This window comes from Nonomuraea sp. CA-143628 (genome assembly GCF_050942315.1).
GTDB lineage: Bacteria > Actinomycetota > Actinomycetes > Streptosporangiales > Streptosporangiaceae > Nonomuraea.
The window spans coordinates 8255761-8272900 of record NZ_CP192072.1; the positions used below are offsets into that span (position 1 = coordinate 8255761).

The 17140-nt window shown below is 69.7% G+C and carries 18 protein-coding genes; 9 read left to right on the forward strand and 9 right to left on the reverse strand.

Annotation, left to right across the window (positions count from 1 at the left end; genetic code table 11):
• Positions 1 to 27: 27 nt before the first annotated feature.
• Positions 28 to 1149 carry an exo-beta-N-acetylmuramidase NamZ family protein gene (locus tag ACQP2T_RS37610; protein ID WP_433509647.1) on the reverse strand — a complete coding sequence of 374 codons (1122 nt, stop codon included), beginning with the start codon at positions 1147 to 1149 and terminating at the stop codon, positions 28 to 30.
• A gap of 57 nt (positions 1150 to 1206) precedes the next feature.
• On the opposite strand from ACQP2T_RS37610, the gene murQ reads away from it, so the two are divergent.
• Complete coding sequence (murQ, locus tag ACQP2T_RS37615) at positions 1207 to 2106, forward strand: N-acetylmuramic acid 6-phosphate etherase (RefSeq protein ID WP_433509648.1); 900 nt, start codon at positions 1207 to 1209, stop codon at positions 2104 to 2106.
• 92 nt (positions 2107 to 2198) lie between these two features.
• Positions 2199 to 3251 carry a serine hydrolase domain-containing protein gene (locus tag ACQP2T_RS37620; RefSeq protein WP_433509649.1) on the forward strand — a complete coding sequence of 351 codons (1053 nt, stop codon included), beginning with the start codon at positions 2199 to 2201 and terminating at the stop codon, positions 3249 to 3251.
• 267 nt (positions 3252 to 3518) lie between these two features.
• On the opposite strand, the gene ACQP2T_RS37625 is transcribed toward ACQP2T_RS37620, so the two are convergent.
• A complete protein-coding gene (locus ACQP2T_RS37625) occupies positions 3519 to 4910 on the reverse strand; it encodes an amidohydrolase family protein (RefSeq protein ID WP_433509650.1) in 1392 nt (463 codons plus the stop codon).
• 342 nt (positions 4911 to 5252) lie between these two features.
• Between ACQP2T_RS37625 and ACQP2T_RS37630 the strand changes: the two genes are divergently transcribed.
• Positions 5253 to 6224 (forward strand): aldo/keto reductase, encoded by a 972-nt coding sequence (locus ACQP2T_RS37630; RefSeq protein WP_433509651.1) that lies wholly within the window; start codon positions 5253 to 5255, stop codon positions 6222 to 6224.
• A gap of 9 nt (positions 6225 to 6233) precedes the next feature.
• Here the strand turns inward: ACQP2T_RS37630 and ACQP2T_RS37635 are convergent, their stop codons facing one another.
• Positions 6234 to 7067 carry an acyl-CoA thioester hydrolase/BAAT C-terminal domain-containing protein gene (locus ACQP2T_RS37635; protein ID WP_433509652.1) on the reverse strand — a complete coding sequence of 278 codons (834 nt, stop codon included), beginning with the start codon at positions 7065 to 7067 and terminating at the stop codon, positions 6234 to 6236.
• An 85-nt stretch (positions 7068 to 7152) separates the two neighbouring features.
• Here ACQP2T_RS37635 and ACQP2T_RS37640 point away from each other — a divergent pair, with 85 nt between their 5' ends.
• Positions 7153 to 7725, forward strand: a complete 573-nt coding sequence (locus ACQP2T_RS37640; protein WP_433509653.1) for a DinB family protein — start codon at positions 7153 to 7155, stop codon at positions 7723 to 7725.
• Between the two features lies 1 nt (position 7726).
• Complete coding sequence (locus ACQP2T_RS37645) at positions 7727 to 8134, forward strand: VOC family protein (protein ID WP_433509654.1); 408 nt, start codon at positions 7727 to 7729, stop codon at positions 8132 to 8134.
• Here ACQP2T_RS37645 and ACQP2T_RS37650 read toward each other — a convergent pair.
• The 3 genes from ACQP2T_RS37650 to ACQP2T_RS37660 form a co-directional block, all read right to left on the reverse strand.
• Positions 8131 to 8697, reverse strand: a complete 567-nt coding sequence (locus ACQP2T_RS37650) for a hypothetical protein (RefSeq protein ID WP_433509655.1) — start codon at positions 8695 to 8697, stop codon at positions 8131 to 8133. The genes ACQP2T_RS37645 and ACQP2T_RS37650 overlap by 4 nt on opposite strands.
• A 31-nt stretch (positions 8698 to 8728) precedes the next feature.
• The gene (locus ACQP2T_RS37655) at positions 8729 to 9208 is read right to left on the reverse strand and encodes a hypothetical protein (RefSeq protein WP_358017654.1); all 480 of its coding nucleotides are present in this window, start codon (positions 9206 to 9208) and stop codon (positions 8729 to 8731) included.
• Between the two features lie 393 nt (positions 9209 to 9601).
• Complete coding sequence (locus ACQP2T_RS37660; RefSeq protein WP_433509656.1) at positions 9602 to 10501, reverse strand: TIGR03619 family F420-dependent LLM class oxidoreductase; 900 nt, start codon at positions 10499 to 10501, stop codon at positions 9602 to 9604.
• Between the two features lie 18 nt (positions 10502 to 10519).
• Between ACQP2T_RS37660 and ACQP2T_RS37665 the strand changes: the two genes are divergently transcribed.
• Together ACQP2T_RS37665 and ACQP2T_RS37670 are read left to right on the forward strand one after the other, a co-directional pair.
• On the forward strand, positions 10520 to 11374 hold the full coding sequence (locus ACQP2T_RS37665) for a phosphotransferase family protein (RefSeq protein ID WP_433509657.1): 855 nt from the start codon (positions 10520 to 10522) through the stop codon (positions 11372 to 11374).
• A gap of 54 nt (positions 11375 to 11428) precedes the next feature.
• A complete protein-coding gene (locus ACQP2T_RS37670; protein ID WP_358432879.1) occupies positions 11429 to 11689 on the forward strand; it encodes a zf-TFIIB domain-containing protein in 261 nt (86 codons plus the stop codon).
• Between the two features lie 61 nt (positions 11690 to 11750).
• Here ACQP2T_RS37670 and ACQP2T_RS37675 read toward each other — a convergent pair whose 3' ends face one another.
• From ACQP2T_RS37675 to ACQP2T_RS37685, 3 genes are all read right to left on the reverse strand, one after another.
• Positions 11751 to 12743: a hypothetical protein gene (locus ACQP2T_RS37675; RefSeq protein ID WP_433509658.1), complete on the reverse strand. Its 993-nt coding sequence runs from the start codon at positions 12741 to 12743 to the stop codon at positions 11751 to 11753.
• A gap of 37 nt (positions 12744 to 12780) precedes the next feature.
• Positions 12781 to 14361: an ABC-F family ATP-binding cassette domain-containing protein gene (locus ACQP2T_RS37680; protein ID WP_433509659.1), complete on the reverse strand. Its 1581-nt coding sequence runs from the start codon at positions 14359 to 14361 to the stop codon at positions 12781 to 12783.
• Between the two features lie 217 nt (positions 14362 to 14578).
• Positions 14579 to 15100: a CGNR zinc finger domain-containing protein gene (locus tag ACQP2T_RS37685; protein ID WP_357946081.1), complete on the reverse strand. Its 522-nt coding sequence runs from the start codon at positions 15098 to 15100 to the stop codon at positions 14579 to 14581.
• Positions 15101 to 15125: 25 nt separating this feature from the next.
• On the opposite strand from ACQP2T_RS37685, the gene ACQP2T_RS37690 reads away from it, so the two are divergent.
• Entirely contained in the window at positions 15126 to 15296 is a 171-nt protein-coding gene (locus ACQP2T_RS37690; protein WP_357946078.1) for a hypothetical protein, read from the forward strand.
• A gap of 71 nt (positions 15297 to 15367) precedes the next feature.
• Positions 15368 to 17131, forward strand: a complete 1764-nt coding sequence (locus ACQP2T_RS37695) for an AMP-dependent synthetase/ligase (protein WP_433509660.1) — start codon at positions 15368 to 15370, stop codon at positions 17129 to 17131.
• Positions 17132 to 17140: the final 9 nt, after the last annotated feature.

A 17140-nucleotide genomic window follows, 5' to 3' on the forward strand; every position in this document is an offset into this window, starting at 1 on the left:
ACGGATTCCGCAACCTTCGGTGCGCCGCTAAACGCGGCCTCCGTAGAGGAGTCGTCCCTCAGGGTGGACCGGGTCGGGGCAGAGGGTGCGCGGGTCCTCCCCGGCGTCCAGGCACCTCGTGAGCGTGTCGGAGCCCCACAGGTGGTCCATGAACAGCTCGGGCCCCCACCAGGCCAGCTCGCCCGGGTAGAGCGTGCGGGCCACATGCAGCATCGACAGGCCGGTCAGCACCGGCCGGTACACCTCCCGGTCGTGCACGTGCAGCTGGACTCCGTGCACGGTCGTGCCCGCGTGCTTGTGGAACGTCGGCGTGAACCAGGTCTCCCTGAACCGCACCCCCGGCAGGCCGAGCGCGTTGAGCGCGGGCGCGAACCGGTCGTCGACGTACGGGGCGCCGACCAGCTCGAACGGCCGGGTGGTGCCGCGTCCCTCGGAGAAGTTCGTGCCCTCGAACAGCCCGGTGGCCGGGTAGGCGTACGCGGTCTCGACGGTCGGCATGTTGACCGACGGCATCACCCAGGGCAGCCCGGTCTCGGCGAAGCTCATGCCGCGCCGCCACCCGTCCATGGTGACCACGCGCAGGTCCAGGTCGAAGCCGAACAGCGTGGCCAGTTCCCCGGCAGTCCTGCCGTGGCGTACCGGCAGCGGGAACCTGCCGACGAAGCTGGCGAACTCCGGGTCGAGCAGCGGTCCCTCCTCAAGGGTCCCGCCGAGCGGGTTGGGCCGGTCCAGCACCACGAACCGCAGGCCCAGCCGGCTCGCCGCGGCCATCAGGTCGTACATGGTCCAGATGTAGGTGTAGAAGCGCGTGCCGACGTCGGCGATGTCGAACACCAGCGTATCGACCCCGGAGCCGGCCACCACCTCGTCCAGTGCCGCGCCGGAGACCTTGTGCGTGTTGAAGACGGGCAGGCCGGTTCTGGGGTCGATCGTGTCGGACTCACTGCCGTTCGCCTGAGCGGTGCCCCGCATGCCGTGCTCCGGACCGAACAACGCCGTCAGCGGCACTCCGGCCGCGCTCAGGGCGTCCGTCGTGGGGGTCAGATCAGGCAGGACTCCTGTGGGGTTGGTGATCAGGCCGAGCCGGTCGCCGCCCGCCAGGGTGGGATCCGTGGCCAGCCGTTCAGCGCCAGTGCGTACGTACGTCATGAACCCATTGTCTGAAAGATATTTACAAGAGAGAAGTAGAGGGTGGAAATTAGCGTCATGATTGATCCGCTCCCCGAGCTGCCCACCGAACAGAGCGATCCCCGCTACAGCCAGATCGACCGGCTGCCGACAGAGCAGGTCGCCCGGCTGATGAACCAGGCCGACGCCGCCGTGCCCGCCGCGGTCGCCGTCGCGATCCCGGTCATCTCCGCCGCCATCGACGCGATCGCCGCGCGCATGGCGGAGGGCGGGCGGCTGCTGTACGTCGGCGCCGGTACGTCGGGGCGACTGGCCGTGCTCGACGCCTCCGAGTGCCCGCCGACGTTCGGCACCGATCCGTCGCTCGTCCAGGGCATCATCGCGGGCGGTCCGGACGCGCTCACCCGCTCCGTCGAGGGTGCTGAGGACGACGCCGAAGCTGGCGCCGCCTCACTCGCGGAGCTGGAGGTGGGCCCGCTCGACTCGGTGGTGGGCGTGTCGGCCAGCGGGCGGGCGCCTTTCGTGCTCGGCGCGCTGGCGGAGGCGACCCGGCGGGCCGCGCTGACCGTCAGCCTTTCGTGCAACGACGGCGCGCCCCTGTCGGCCGCCGCCGAGCACGCGATCGAGGTGGTGGTGGGTCCCGAGGTGGTGACCGGCTCCACCCGGCTCAAGGCGGGCACGGCTCAGAAGCTGGTGCTCAACATGATCTCCACCATCTCCATGGTCCGGCTCGGCCGTACGTACGGCAACAAGATGATCGAGATGTCGGCGATGAACAGCAAGCTGGCGGACCGGGCGCTCCGCATGGTGCGTGACATCACCGGCGCCGACCACGACACGGCGGGCAAGGCGCTGGACGCGGCGGGCGGACAGGCGAAGATAGCGGTGCTGATGATCCAGCACGGGCTCGACGCCGACGGGGCCCGCACCCTGCTGGAATCGCACGGCGAGCGGCTGAGCGACGCGCTGAGCAGCTGAGCGGGTCGTGGGCGCGGTGAGCGGCTGAGCGGCCGGGCGGCTCGTGGGCGCGGTGAACCCACGAGCCGGCGGACTTACGGGGAGGCTGAACGATGTCCGATCGGCTGGACGCGATCCTGGCGGACGGCGTGCCGCGCGTGTGCTCGGCGGCGGTGGCGGTGATCTCCGTGGACGGCTCGGTGGCGGCCTCGGCCGTCGCCGGGGAGCTCGTCCGCTATACCGACCTGAAGGGCACCCTGACGGCCGAGCGGCCGGCGGCGGCCCGCGACTCGGTCTTCGATCTGGCCTCTATCAGCAAGCTGTTCACCACGGCCGTGGTGCTGTCGCTGGCCGAGGAGGGCTGCCTGGGCCTCGACGAGCCGGTGGCGGCCTGGCTGCCGGGCGCCGACCCCCGGGTCACCCTGCGGCGCCTGCTCACGCACACGGCCGGTCTGCAGGCCACGCGCCGCATCGACCGCGAACTGCCCGACGCCGATCCGGCCGCGCGCATGGCGGCGATGGCCGGCACCCCGGTCACCGGTCCGGTCGGCGGGCCGTACCTCTACAGCGACGTGGGCATGGTCATGGTGGGCCGCGTCGCCGAACTGGCGGGCGGCGCGCCCCTGGACGTACTGGTCGGCGAACGGGTCACCGGCGTGCTCGGCCTGACCGACACCGGCTACCGGCCGGGCCCGGCGACGCTCCCGCGCGTCGCCGCCACCGAGTGGAAGCCCGAGCGCCGGGGACCCGGTTGTGTGCGTGGCGAGGTGCACGACGAGACCGCGTACGGCCTGGGCGGCGTGGCGGGGCACGCGGGCGTGTTCGCGACGGCCGACGACCTGCTGACGTTCGGCGAGACGCTGCGGCTGGGCGGTGGCGCGCTGCTGCGCCCGGAGACCGTGGCCGAGATGGTCCGCGACCAGGGAGCGGAGGGCGCGGCGTTCCGGCACGGCCTCGGCGTGCGGATCAGCGACCCGGCCATCGTGGGACCACTGGGGGCGGCCTTCGGCCATTCCGGGTTCACCGGCACCTCACTGGTGGTCGATCCGGTGCGCGGGCTGACCGTGGTGCTGTTGACGAACGCCGTACACCCCGTACGCGGTCGTGACGGCATCCGCGGCCTGCGCCACGCGGTCGCCGAGGAGGCACTGCGGCTCGCGGGCTGAAGCGACCGCCGGGGCTGGAGACTTCGAGCAGGTACGGAAGATCTACCTTCAGGACGACCGGCTGCGGATGCCGCGAACGGTGGTGTCGCTGGCCCCATACAACGGACCCCTCCAAGTAACCCTCCGCGACCTCGGCTCTGCGGACATGTGATGTTCAAGCGCGACCCCGGCCAGGGCGTACCTGACCTGGAACCCGGCCATCGCGTCCTTGATGCGAGACGTCAGCCGCGCTCGGTCGCGGCCTGCACGATTCGGCGGAAAGGGCGTTCAGTGGCCGGCGGCGCGCAGGACGCGGTCGCGGGACTCGCGCACGTCCTGGCGCAGCTCGGCCAGATCGACGCCGAGGACGGCGCCGCCCCACTTGCGTACTTCGCCCGCGATGAAGACGGCCTGGATGTTGCGCGGGTCTGAGCCGAGAACGAGCGTGCCGATCGGGTCGTTGAGCGGCATGTTGTTGAGGTCCTCGGCTCCGACGATGAGGAAATCGGCCTGCTTGCCGGGGGTGAGCGAGCCGGTGACATCGCCGAGGCCGACGGTCCTGGCGCCCTGCAGGGTCGCGAAGTCCAGGACGTCGGCCACGCCGATCCGAACGGGGGCGGCGGTGGTGCCGTAGGCGGCATTGACAGCGCGCATCCGCTGGATCGCGTGCAAGGCACGCATCTGCGTGAACATGTCGCTGGCCAGCGCCACTTCGACGTCGATGCTGAGACCGGGGCGGATACCGGCCGCGAGCGCCTCGTCGATGGCCGGGACCGCCGTCTCCAGGCCGATCTGCGCCTCCGAGGTGGGGGCGAGCGACACCGTGGTGTCCGAGTCACCCATGGCCCGCCAGGCGTCGGCGGTCAAGCCGGTGCTGTGAATGAGCGTCACGTCCGGGCCGAGCAGCCCATCGGCGGACCAGCGCAGAATGGCCTGGGAAGAGGGGATGCCGAAGACGGCGTCAACGCTGACGCCGATGCCGAGCTCGCGTGCGACGCGGGCGAGCGTGGGCCCATAGGCGAGATCGGGGCCGGCGATCTCATCGGTGGCCAGGGCGGCCAGGCGCAGAGTGAGCAACTGGTCGCCGGAGCCGAAGTACTTGTCCTGCAGCCGGGTCAGGTCAGCCGGCCACTGGCCGTCCCAGTCGCCGAAGTGCGGCCGCATGGAGGCGTGCACGCCTCGGATGCCGGTGTCGATCAGCGCCTCGATGGCGCTGTCGGAGTGGGCGGCGGTGCGAGAGTTGTGGGAGAAGTCGAGCATCGTGGTGATGCCGTTGTCGATGGCGGTCAGGGCGGCGAGCTTCGTCCCGATGTACATGTCCTGCGGCTGATAGGCGGGAGCGATGCCGGACAGGGTGGACATGACGTACTCGCCGAGGTCGTTCACGTCGGGCATGACGCGGCGCAGCTGCGCCTCCCAAGCATGCCGGTGGGTGTCGACGAAGCCCGGGGCCAGGATGGCGCCCGTGGCGTCGATGACGACCGCGCCCGCTGCAGCGCCGGCGGTGCGCAGGTCAGGGGCGACGGCGACGATGACGCTGCCCTGGATGAGCAGATCGCCCTTGGGCAGAACGCCGAGACCGGGATCCATGGTGACGATCGTGGCGCCGGTCAGCAGAACGCGCCGGTCGCGATCGGTGTCCTGGCGGAGCAACTGGTCGAGGGTCGTGTCGGCGTTCATGGGGCCTTCTCTCCGTGGGTTGCGGCGGGGTTGCGCCGCTGACAGATCCGAGTCTGCCCACGTCACCCGGGGTGAAGAAGGCCGCCGATTTCCTAGGAGCGACGTACCTAGGATGGAAGTCGCGTAAAGCTCGAGACCACGGCATGCCGGGCGAGGGGGCCACGACATCGACGGCACGCTGTCGTGACCTTGAGAAGTTACGACCAGCGAACTGACACCCACAGCCCAGGAGGCGCCTCACCCTACGGCCCATGCCACACCGAGGCGATCCCGATCACGGCGCGAGATCCGGTAAGCATGGGGTGGACGGACGGTATCGACTGAGGAAGCAGAGGCGCCGCGATGCGCGATGAGCTGGCTGTACGGCCGATGGGCCGAACCGGGTTGCCGGTCACTCCGGTGGGGATCGGCCTGGCCGCGCTGGGCCGGCCGGCCTACATCACGCTCGGCCGGGAGGAGGATCTCGGCGATGATCGCAGCGTCGCCGCGATGCGGGCGCGGACCTGGGCGGTGCTGGATGCGGCGCTGGCGGCCGGCGTACGGTACTTCGACGTGGCCCGCTCCTACGGCAGAGCCGAGGAGTTCCTCGGCGGCTGGCTACGTGAGCGCGCCATCGCGGCCGGGGCCGTGACCGTGGGGTCGAAATGGGGATACGCCTACGTCGGCGACTGGCGGATGGACGCCGACCGGCACGAGGTGAAGGAACTGTCCGCCGACCGGCTGCGCCACCAGCTGAACCAGACCCGAGCGCTACTGGGCGAGCACCTTTCGCTCTATCAGATCCACTCGGCCACCGTCGAAAGCGGCGTGCTCGACGACAAGGACATCTTGGCCGAACTGCGCGAGTTGCGCGCCGGGGGCGTCTCGGTCGGTCTGTCCACGACCGGCCCGCACCAGGCGGACACCATCGACCGGGCGGTCGAGATCGGCCTGTTCGACACGGTCCAGGCCACCTGGAACCTGCTGGAGCGATCCGCCGGCCCCGCCTTGGCCCGCGCGCACCGGTCCGGCCTGGGCGTGATCGTCAAGGAGGGCGTGGCGAACGGCCGCCTGACCTCCCACGCCGCCCCTGCCGCGCTCGCCAGCGCCGCCGGGGAACGCGGCGTCACGCCGGACGCCCTGGCCTTGGCCGCCGTCCTGGCCCAACCGTGGACCGGCGTGGTGCTCAGCGGGGCCGCCTCGGTGAACCAGTTCTACAGCAACCTGACCGCGATCGGAGTCGGCTGGGATACGGAGCTGGACGAGCGTCTGGCCACGCTGACCGAGGACCCCCAAACCTACTGGACGACGCGAAGCTCACTGAAGTGGCAGTGATCGCTCAGGTCAGCCGCGAAGCAGATCGAGGATGTGCGGCCAGGCGGCCGCTCCAAGCTCGGCGTCGGCGGCGGCGTCACCCCCGTAAAGGAAGCGCGGCGATTCGGGAGCCGGGCCCTCACCTGGAAGACGCGGGCGATGACCGGCGTCGGCCCGGCTGATCAGCCGAGCGGTGCCGCGACGGGCCACGAGCCGCTCGGCGAACGGGAGGGACGGCCACATCGCATCGTCCCCTCCCGCCACCAGCAGCACGTCGGCCCTGCTCTCCTCGATGGGGATCTCGGCGGCGGGGAGCAGGTCGGCGAAGGTCCGCTCACTGCGCTCGTACCAGCCGCGAATGGCCACCGGGCCGTCCGCCGGTTCGGGGGCCGTCCAGTCGTCGTCGTACGGGATGAAGGGCAGCGGTTGCCCCTTCCACGTCCAGGACGACCGGTACGGGCGGTCGCGTCCGTCTCGTCCTGAGCCGACATTGCCCCACACCACTGAGGTGGGCGACATCGCCGCGACGCCATCGACACGCGGGTCATGGACGGAGGTGAGCAGGGCGGCTTCCGCCCCTTTGGACGATCCCAGCAGGCAGATGCGGTGTACGCCGGTGGATTCGAGCAGATCGACGGCGGACACGAAAGTCTCCAAGGGGATCTCGCAGATGCCCGGTGATTGTCCGGGACCGCCGAACCATCGGATCGACAGCGCGGTCATGCCCTCCTGGGCGAGGATACGAGCCCGCTCCCGGTCGACGCGTCCGCTCGAGCCCGCCAGGACGAGAACGCCCGTGTGGCCGATGACGTCTGGAGTGATCAGGACGCCTTCCCACGGCTTGGTCAGTTCCTGCTCATCCATGATGATCCATACCTCTCGGCACTCGGGGCCACGCACTCTACTGAAGGCGGCGATCCGATCCGGTCCGTTGCGGCAGGCTGGAATCATGACCGACCAGACCTGGAACACCCTGCTCCGAGATCAGACCGACTGGCACTGGACCCATCAGCTGCGCGAACGCCTCGACGGGCTCACCGACGACGAGTACTTCTGGGAGCCCGCGCCCGGCTGCTGGAGCGTGCGCCCGCGCGGCACCGGCGACGCACCGGTGCGGGCCGGGTCCGGCGCGATGACCATTGACTTCGCGATGCCGATGCCCGACCCGCCACCTTTCACGACGATCGCCTGGCGACTCGGGCACGTGATCGTCGGCGTGCTCGCGATGCGCAACGCCGCGCACTTCGGTCGCGCGCCCATCGACTACCAGTCGTTCGAGTACGCCGCGAGCGCGGACGCGGCGCTGGCCCAGCTCGACGCGGAGTACGCCACGTGGCTTGCCGGGGTCGAGTCCCTCGGCGAAAGCGGCCTCGCCCGACCGTGCGGGGAGGCGGAGGGACCGTACGCCGAGTACCCTCTGGCAGCGCTGGTGCTGCACATCAACCGCGAGCTGATCCACCATCTGGCCGAGGTATGCCTGCTCCGCGACCTCCACCTGCACACCCGACAGGAGGCGAGCTGAGATGGCCCGCGACGTCCAGATCACCGTCGACTGCGCCGATCCGGGCGAGTTGGCCGCGTTCTGGGCCGAGACCCTCGGCTACCGGCTGCAGGACCCGCCCAAGGGGTTCGAGTCGTGGGAGCAGGCCCTGGAGGCGATGGGTGTGCCGCCCGAGAGCGGCGACAACGCCTCCGCGATGGTCGATCCCGAGGGCTCCGGGCCGCGGTTGTTCTTCCCGCGGGTGCCGGAGCGTAAGCAGACCAAGAACCGCGTGCACCTGGATGTGCGACCCCGAAGGCAACGAGTTCTGCCTCGACTGATCATCAGCCGCGCGACCTGGCGGCCGTGCGCAAGTAGATCTGGCCCATCCCCAACGCGCCGAGGAGCCCGCGCGGGGCAGGCTTTTCGGGGTTGGATACTTCCGAATTAAGACATCGTTTCCAGTTCGGCACGCGTCAGCTTGAGAGGGTTCTCCGGCAGCGACGCGGGGTTGCTGGAGGTGTCCAGCGGATACTTCGCCTGGATGGGGTTGAGCAGTGCGGCGGGCGAGTCAGGGTAGGTTTCCAGGAACAGGACGTAGCCGCTGTCCTGGTTCATCGAAGTGGTGTTTTCCTCCTCATAGGTCACGCCTTCGAAGTTTCCCCCGAGCTCCTTGACCTCGATGGACTGCCCCACCTGAGCCTGACCTTTGTAGACCTTTGTCACCTGGGCGGTGTAGACGGTGATGACCGTCGGCGGGCCCTCGGGCTGCGCGGCCACCTCGGCAGGGGCTCCCGCGTTGGGATTCAGGTTCGGATCCGTCTCTGTGGGATCGGGCGTTTCCGCCTGTTCCTGGAGATATCGCGGCTCTCCGACAATGCGGGCTTCGACGACCAGAGTCGCCTTGTCGAAGAGCGCATCGGCGCTTTGGTACTGGGGATAGTCAGCTCGATAGAGGACGGGTTCCTCATGCGCCGAGCATGCGGTCACGAACACCGCGGCGAAGACAAGCACGCCAAGACGCCGTAGCACTGGCCGACCTCCTTTAGTAGTAGGCGTTGACGTCGGCGACATCGTGCGACTGGGGCTTGGTCATCGAGTTGCGGTTCCTGCTCGAATTCATGATCGAGGTGCCCGAGTTGTGCGCGAGGTTCAACGCGTGCCCGAGCTCGTGAACCAACGTGCTCGTGACGAAGTTCGAGAAGTTCGACGCGTCCCTGTTGATCGTCCGGGAGTTCAGCCGGACGTACATGCACATCCCGCCGCACCTCTGATAGTGCCCGTAATAGGTGTTGCTGTAGGACTTCACTGTGATCGTCGAACCCGAATTCGAGTTCTTGTAGAAATTGGCAGGGCTCGAGGTCGCGTTCCAATTGGACAGCGCCTTGTTCATCGGCGTCTGCCAGGTGCCGTTATAGCTGTAGGGGTAGATGTGGATACTGGCGATATCCTGGCCGGTGCCGTTCCAGTGGGCGAATGCCGGCGAGATGCCCACCGTCCCCACCAGCATGACGGCGAGGACCATGAAAAATCCTCGCCGTGCATTACGTCCTAACGTTCCCGGATGCATTTTCGAGACGTCACTCCTTGCGTTCTGGAGGTGCCGTGCGTGAAAACAAAGAGGGCTGACAACCGAAATGAAAGTCAAGGCCCGACTATCTAAGGGGGGAGGCATCGGAAAGCTGGTCGAAGCGCTTTTAACGGAGTATGGATGCCAGAATGATCACGTGTCAAGGATGGTTGAGCGGGATTTCGGACGCATGGGCGTGAGGGCGCGAAATGAGGCGTACCGGAGCGTCCTCGAGGATTGACCAGGCGTGATTTCCCCGCGAAGAGTCCGCGCACGCGTCCTCGGCGCGGTCATGCCGAGAGACCGACGAAAGCGACCGCTGGGATGCCGGGCCGGCGGTGGCGGTTCCTAGGCGGAGGGTGCCAGGGACTCCAGGGCCTCCTCCGCGCGGCGCATCGCCTCCTTGGCGTCGGAAGTGACGATCTCCGGGTCGAAGTTCAGGTCGTGGAAGACCTCCGTGACGCCCTGAGCCGCCAGTTCGCCGACGTCCGCCCTGATCTGCTCGTAGGTGCCCGTCAGTGGCTGCCGGTCCGCGGCGCCTTCCGGGCGTACGCGGGTCACGCCCCGGCAGACGAAGCGGAGCGCGTCGGCGTCGCGGCGGCCCGCCTCCGCGGCCGCCGACTTGATCAGCTCGATCCGCCCGGCGACCGCCGACAGGTCCTCCCGGCTCGAACTGATCCAGCCGTCCGCGAGCCGCCCGGCCCGCCGTAGCGCGACGTCGGCGGTGCCGCCGAGCAGGATGGGCGGCACCGGCGCCGGCTTGGGGTCGATGTGGGAGCGCGGCACCTGGTAGAACTCGCCGTGGTGCTCGACCACCTCGTCCTGCCACGCCTTGCGCAGAACCCGGACGAACTCCTCTCCCCTGCGCCCCCGGTGCTCGAAGCCGACCCCCGCCGCCTCGAACTCCTCCCGCAGCCACCCCAGCCCGAGCCCGGCCGTCAGCCTGCCCATGGAGACGCTCTGCAGCGTCGCGAGCTGCTTGGCCAGCGGCACCGGCTGGACGAAGGCGTTGACGATCGCCACGCCCAGCCGGATCGTGCTGGTCACCCCCGCCAGGTAGGCGAGCGTGACGAGCGGGTCGTGCACGCTGCGATATGTCGGTCCCATCGGATGCCCCACCGGATAGAGCACCCGCTGGAAGGTCCAGAGCTCGTGATATCCCAGCTCCTCGGCACGGGCGGCGACGCGACGCATGTTGCCCGGCGTGGCCCACGGCCCGGATTGGGGCACGGCGAAACCTATTCTCATGGCCTCTAGTCTGTACGAGTGGCTCTGGAGGAGGAGCTGGCGGGGATCGCCGGCGCTTATGGCGGCACGGGCGACATCGTGCGGCATCCGACACGTACGGACGTGGTGGTCCTGCGCCGGGGCGAGGTGGTGGTGAAGGCGCATTCGGCGCGCGACGAGGTGGAGTCGCTGCGGCCGAGGCTGCGCGCGGCCGGGTCGGCGGCGCTCAGCGGCCTGATGCTGGCGCCGCTGGATCCCGAGGTGCTGACGGTGGCGGGCCGGGCCGTCACGGTGTGGCCGGCGGGCCGTCCGGTCTCCCAGGACGCCCCCGACGCCGCTCCCTGGGAGGAGGGGGCCAGGCTGCTGGCCCGGTTACACGCCGTGCCCCTGACGCTGTTACCGCCGCTGCCCGCGGCGGGAGGACCGGCTCGGGCCGCCCGCGCGGTGCGGCGGATGCCCGGCGACGGTCCCGTCGAGCAGCTCGTACGCCGGGCGTTCAGCGAGCTCCCCGAGCCCGAGCCGGGCCCCGGGCTGCTCACCCACGGCGACTGGCACCTGGGCCAGCTCGTCTGCCGCGACCGCTGGCTGCTCATCGACGTCGACGACCTGGGCGTCGGCGACCCCGCCTGGGACCTGGCCAGACCGGCCGCCTGGTACGCCGCGGGGCTGCTCGACCCGGTCGTCTGGGACCGGTTCCTGGGCGCCTACCTCGCCTCCGGCGGGCCCGCGCTCGGCCGGGGCGACGACCCGTGGCAACGGCTGGACCTTCCCGCCCGGGCGCTGACCGTGCAACTGGCCGCCGTGGCGGTGTTCAACGCCTTCCGGGAGCGTCGGGAACTGGACGAGGTGGAGCATTCGTTGGTCGAGTCGTGCAACAGAATCGTCCGAGCGTGACGGTGTTTCGCGCGGTAGGTTCTTCCCTAAACTCCAAGCCTAGGAGAGCGTGAAATGCAGTGCCCGAAGTGCCGCGGCAATATGCGGACATATGAGCGTAATGGCGTCCACATCGAGCAGTGCGACAACTGCCGGGGGATCTTCCTCGACTATGGCGAGCTCGAGACGCTGACCCGGATGGAGTCGCAGTACCACGCCGCTCCGCCGCCCGCGCCGGGCCCGGCGTGGGGCGCCCCGCAGCACCACGGCGGCGGCCACCACTACGGCCACCACCGTGGCCAGCGCAGCTGGGTGGGCATGCTGTTCTCGACCTGACCGGTCTGCTCCTGAACCAGCGGGCCGCGTACTCCTACTCAAAGTGCGCGGCCCCGGCCCGTCAGTGCGGGAACTGCTCCGGATCCACGTCGGAGGTGCGGGCGTTGCCGCCGGAGATGGCGTGCAGCGTGACCCGCCAGTCATGCCAGCGGATCTGCGTCGCGGTGAACGTGGTCTTGAACTTCACCGTCTTCTGGAACCGCTCGAAACTGCACTCACGGGTGAACGACTTGCTCTTGCCGTCCCAGTCCACGCCGTGCGTGAAGAAGATCTTGTAGCTGCCGTCGCGCACGCCCCTGACCTTGAACTTCGCCTTCTTGCGCACGTACACGCTGAACGCCGTGGACTTGCCCTTCAGGACGGTGACGACCGCGTCGCGGGTGCCGCCGTTGTCGATCTGCAGCGAGCTGCGGCCCGACATGCTGGTCTTGCGGAGATAGTGGCCGTTGCCGAGCCGCCTCGACTGCTTGCCCTTGGCCTTCACGGTGACCACGTCGGCCGGATAGCCGCCGGCGCCCTGCAGCGCCTCGCCCGCCTGGTCGAGCGAGTCGAGCCGGTCGCCCAGGTCGGTCAGCACGGCCGACGAGGTGCACAGGTTGCCGCCGCGGACCTTGCCCGCCGTGGTGCCGAGCTGGGTGGCGAACTCGCGCAGGCTGGCCACGTACGCGTCGTGCTGGGCGCGCACCTCCTGCGGCGGCGCGATGGCGGTCAGCTCGTTGGCGGCGCCCAGCAGTTGCTCCTGGGCGCTCTGCACGCGCTGGTTGAGCGTCTTGACGGTACGGGCGCCGGCCATGGCGTTGATCGCGTCGAGCATGGCCTTGTGCTTGGTGCCCAGCTCGCTCTTGTACGCCTCGGCGGTCAGCGCGGCCGGGCCGGTCGGGCCGCTGCTCTGCGGGGTGGCGGGACCGGAGTTCGCGACGATCGAGCCGGTGCCGCCGCCGACGCCGCTCACACTGGCCTCGCCGCCGCTCGGCCGCTGGGGCGTGGCGGAGCACGCGGCCAGTGTGAGGCTCGCGAGCGCGAGCGTGGAACAGATCAAGCGAGGGGGAGCCACGTGCCACACTATCGCCGGATTGATCCCCACCCGTCAATTACGATTCGGTCAGTCCCTCCTCGCGGTCCTGCCGCAGCCACCTGGTCAAACCGAGCATCTCCAGGAAGGGCAGATCGTGGCTGGCCACGATCAGCGCCCCCCGGTAGGCGGCGAGCGCCTGCGCCAGCTGGCGGACGCTGGGCATGTCGAGATTGTTGGTCGGCTCGTCGAGCAGGAGCAGTTGCGGCGGCGGCTCCGCCGACAGCAACGCCGCCAGGGTTGCGCGGAACCGCTCGCCGCCCGACAGCGTGCCCACCGGCCGCGCCACCCGATCGCCCCGGAACAGGAACCGCGCCAGGCGGGCGCGTACCTGGTTCACCGGCGCGGACGGCGCCAGCGCGCGGACGTTGTCGAGCACGCTCAGCGAGTCGTCGAGCAGGTCGAGCCGCTGGGCCAGGTAGCGGACCGGGACGTTCGCCCCGTGTTCGGTGATGCGCCGCAGCAGGGTGGTCTTGCCGGACCCGTTGGGGCCGAGCAGCGCGATCCGCTCGGGTCCGCGCACGACCAGCTGCTTCAGCGCCTGATCGGAGTCACGCGCCCCGCGGGACAGCGGGAATTCCAGGACGACGCGGCTGCCGGGCACCGCGGTGTCCGGTAGCTGGATGCGGATCTCGGCGTCGTCGCGGACCGCCTGCTCGGCCTCGCTCAGCCGGTCACGGGCCTCCTCCAGCTTCTCGGTGTGCATGTTGCGGTGCTTGCCCGCCGATACCTGGGCCTGGCGCTTGCGCGCCTGCATGATGATCTTCGGTTCGCGCTTGTTGGCGTACATCTTCGCGCCGTAGCGCTGGCGCCGGTCGAGCTTGGTGCCGGCCTCGACCAGCTCACGCTGCTGCCGCTTCACATCGGCCTCGGCGACCCGGACGCCGCGTTCCGCGGCCTCCTGCTCGGCGGCGAGGATCTCCTCGTACGCGCTCAGGTTGCCGCCGTAGCGGCGGACGGTGCCCTCGCGCAGGTCGGCGATGCGGTCGACGAGCTCGAGCAGCGCCCGGTCGTGACTGACGACCACCATCACGCCAGGCCACGCGGCGACCGCGGCGTAGAGCCGCCGCCGCGCGTCTAGGTCGAGGTTGTTGGTGGGCTCGTCGAGCAGCAGGACGTCGGGCCGCCTGAGGAACTGGGCGGCCAGCGCGACCATGACGGTCTCGCCGCCCGACAACGTGGCGACGGTACGGTCGAGCTCCACGTGGTCGAGGCCGAGCGGGTCCAGCTCGGCCCGCGCGCGCTCCTCCACGTCCCAGTCGTCGCCGACGGCCGCGAAGTGCTCCTCGGCGACGTCGCCGGCCTCGATGGCGTGCAGCGCCGCCCGGGCCGCGCTGATGCCGAGCAGGTCGGAGACGGTACGGGCGGCGTTCAGGGAGAGGTTCTGCGGCAGGTAGCCCACCTCTCCCACGACCGAGACGGATCCACTGGAGGGGACCAGCTCGCCGGCGATGAGCCTGAGCAGGGTGGACTTGCCGGAGCCGTTGGCCCCGATCAGGCCGGTACGCCCGGCCGGGAAGGCGGCGTCGAGGCCGTCGAGCACAGAGGTGCCATCGGACCAGGCGAAGGACACGCCGTCGACGACGATGGAGAATGACATGAGGTGGCTCCCGTCACAAAGATCGAAATTTCGTGACTCGGCGGGAAACACCGCTCAATACGACGGCTGAATGCGACAAAAGCCGACAAGGGTCGTACGCCGAAGGAATCGGCCAGGTGCGGTGCCCGCGACCTCAATCCCTCACGTCAACTGCCCCCAGGGCTCGGCGATACGTCGCAGAGGACTGTACCCAGCCGAAAATCATCCGGCAAGGCATTTATCCGGCAAGACCCCTGGCCCGATGGGCCGCCACGTTCACCCGGTTGGCGCAGGCCAGCGAGCAGAACCGGCGCCGGCCGTTGCGCGAGGTGTCGACATAGACCGTCTCGCACCCCGGCCGGTCGCACCGGCCGAGCCGGCGCCCGTCGGAGAACGAGATGGCCATGGCCAGCCCGCCCGCGGTGGTGTCCTTCGCCCTGCTGACGATATCGGCGTCGACGGAGAAGAAGTGCAGGTGCGGCTCGCGGCCGTCGTGCGCGCTCACATAGGGCTTGGACGCGGTGATGTCGAGCAGGTCGTTGATCAGCTTGATCTGGGTGTCCTGGTCCTGCTCGCCGAAGAGCGGGGCGAGGCGGTGCCGCCACTCCGCCAGCTCGGCCGCCTGCTCGGGGGTGACCTGGGGACGGAGCATGGCGTGCTCCGCGAGCATCGCCTCGACCGCCTCTGGCCGGAAATCGGTGCCGTTGACCAGGGCGGCCGCCAGGGCGGCGCCGTTGCCTCCGTAAGCATTGAAATGCATAAGACCATTACATCAGGCTGGAGTCATGCACTCCAGAGACCTCCACGATCCGCTGGCTCTCGCCGTCGTCTCCTCCCACATGACCTCCGAAGGCGTCGTGTCCTACCTGCGCTGCGCCTGCGGCGCGTGGGAGGTGCGCACCGCGCGCCTGGTCGGCACCGCCCGCCCGCGCGGGGGCGTACGGCAGCACGTCTGACGATCAGGCATCGACTGGTACGGGGGGCGGCACCTAGAGTCGGCAGGAACGTCCCCACCAGGAGGTCAGGCATGTCCAGCATCCCCGCCCTGCTGCGCGACCGGATCGCGGCCACCCCCGACGCGACCGCCTATCTGGTGCCGTCGGACGACGGCTGGACCTCGCTGTCCTGGCGGGAGGTCGGCGAACGCGTACGCGGGCTCACGCTCGGTCTGGCCGCTCTGGGCGCCGGTCCGGGTACCCGTGTGTCGATCCTCTGCTCCACCCGGCTCGAATGGGTGCTGACCGACCTGGCCGTGCTGTCCACCGGGGCCGCGACCACCACGATCTACCCGTCCAACACCGCCGCCGAGTCGGCCTTCGTCATCACCGACTCCGGAAGCACGATCGTCGTCGCCGAGAACGACGACCAGGTGGCCAAGCTGAGGTCCGTACAGAAGGAGTTGCCGGACGTCACGCAGGTGGTCGTCATCGACGGCGCGCCCGCCGACGACGGCTGGGTGGTCACGCTCGACTCGCTCAGCACGCACGACGCCGCCCACGCCGACTATGACGCGATGGTCGACGCCATCGGTGAGCACGATCTGGCCACGCTCATCTACACCTCAGGCACCACCGGCCGCCCCAAGGGCGTGGAGCTGACCCACGACAACTGGCTGTACGCCGCCGACGCGGTCCGCAAGATCGAGCTGATCTCCGAAGACGACCTGCACTTCCTCTGGCTGCCGCTGTCGCACTCGTTCGGCAAGCTGCTGGAGGTGGTGATGATCGACATCGGCGTGGCCACCGCGATCGACGGCCGCCTCGACCGCATCGCCGACAACCTCGGCACGCTCAAGCCGACCGTCATGGCCGCCGCGCCGCGCATCTTCGAGAAGATTCACAACACCGTGGCGTCCACGGTGGCGCGCGAGGGCGGCGTCAAGGCGCGTATCTTCGCCTGGGCCAGGAAGACGGGCATCCGGGTCAGCAAGGCGCGCCGGCGCGGTGCCGCGATCCCGCTCAGCGTCCGCCTGGAGTACGGGCTGGCCGACCGGCTGGTGTTCGCCAAGCTGCGGGAGCGGTTCGGCGGCCGGATCCGCTACTTCATCTCCGGCTCCGCGCCGCTCAACCAGGACATCGCCGAGTTCTTCGACGCGGCGGGCCTGACGATCCTCGAAGGTTACGGGCTGACCGAGTCGTCGGCGGGCAGCTTCCTCAACCGGCCGGGCTCGGTGAAGTTCGGCACGGTCGGGCCACCGCTCCCCGGTACCCGGGTGCGGATCGCCGAGGACGGGGAGATCCTGATCGGCGGGCGCGGCATCATGCGCGGCTATCACGACCTGCCGGAGGAGACGGCCGAGACGCTGTCGGACGGCTGGCTGCACACCGGCGACATCGGCGAGCTCGACCAGGCCGGGCGGCTGATCATCACCGATCGCAAGAAGGAGCTGATCAAGACCTCGGGCGGCAAGTACGTGGCCCCCACCTACCTGGAGGGCCGCATCAAGGCCACCTGCCCGTACCTGTCACATGTCTTCGTCCACGGCGACCGGCGCAACTACGTCACGGCGCTGGTGACGCTCGACATGGAGGTCGTCAAGCCCTGGGCCGAGGCCGAGGGGCTGCCCCTCGACCCCGAGCGGCTGCGCGAGCATCCGCGCATGCGCGCCGAGGTCGAGAGCGCGGTCAAGCAGGTCAACGCGGATCAGGCCAGCTACGCGACGGTCAAGAAGTTCGCGATCCTGGCGGCGGACTTCACGGTGGAGACGGGCGAGCTCACGCCGAGCCTGAAGGTCAAGCGCAAGGCCGTCGAGGAGCGCTACGGCGACACGCTCGACTCCTTCTACGCGTGACCTCCCGGC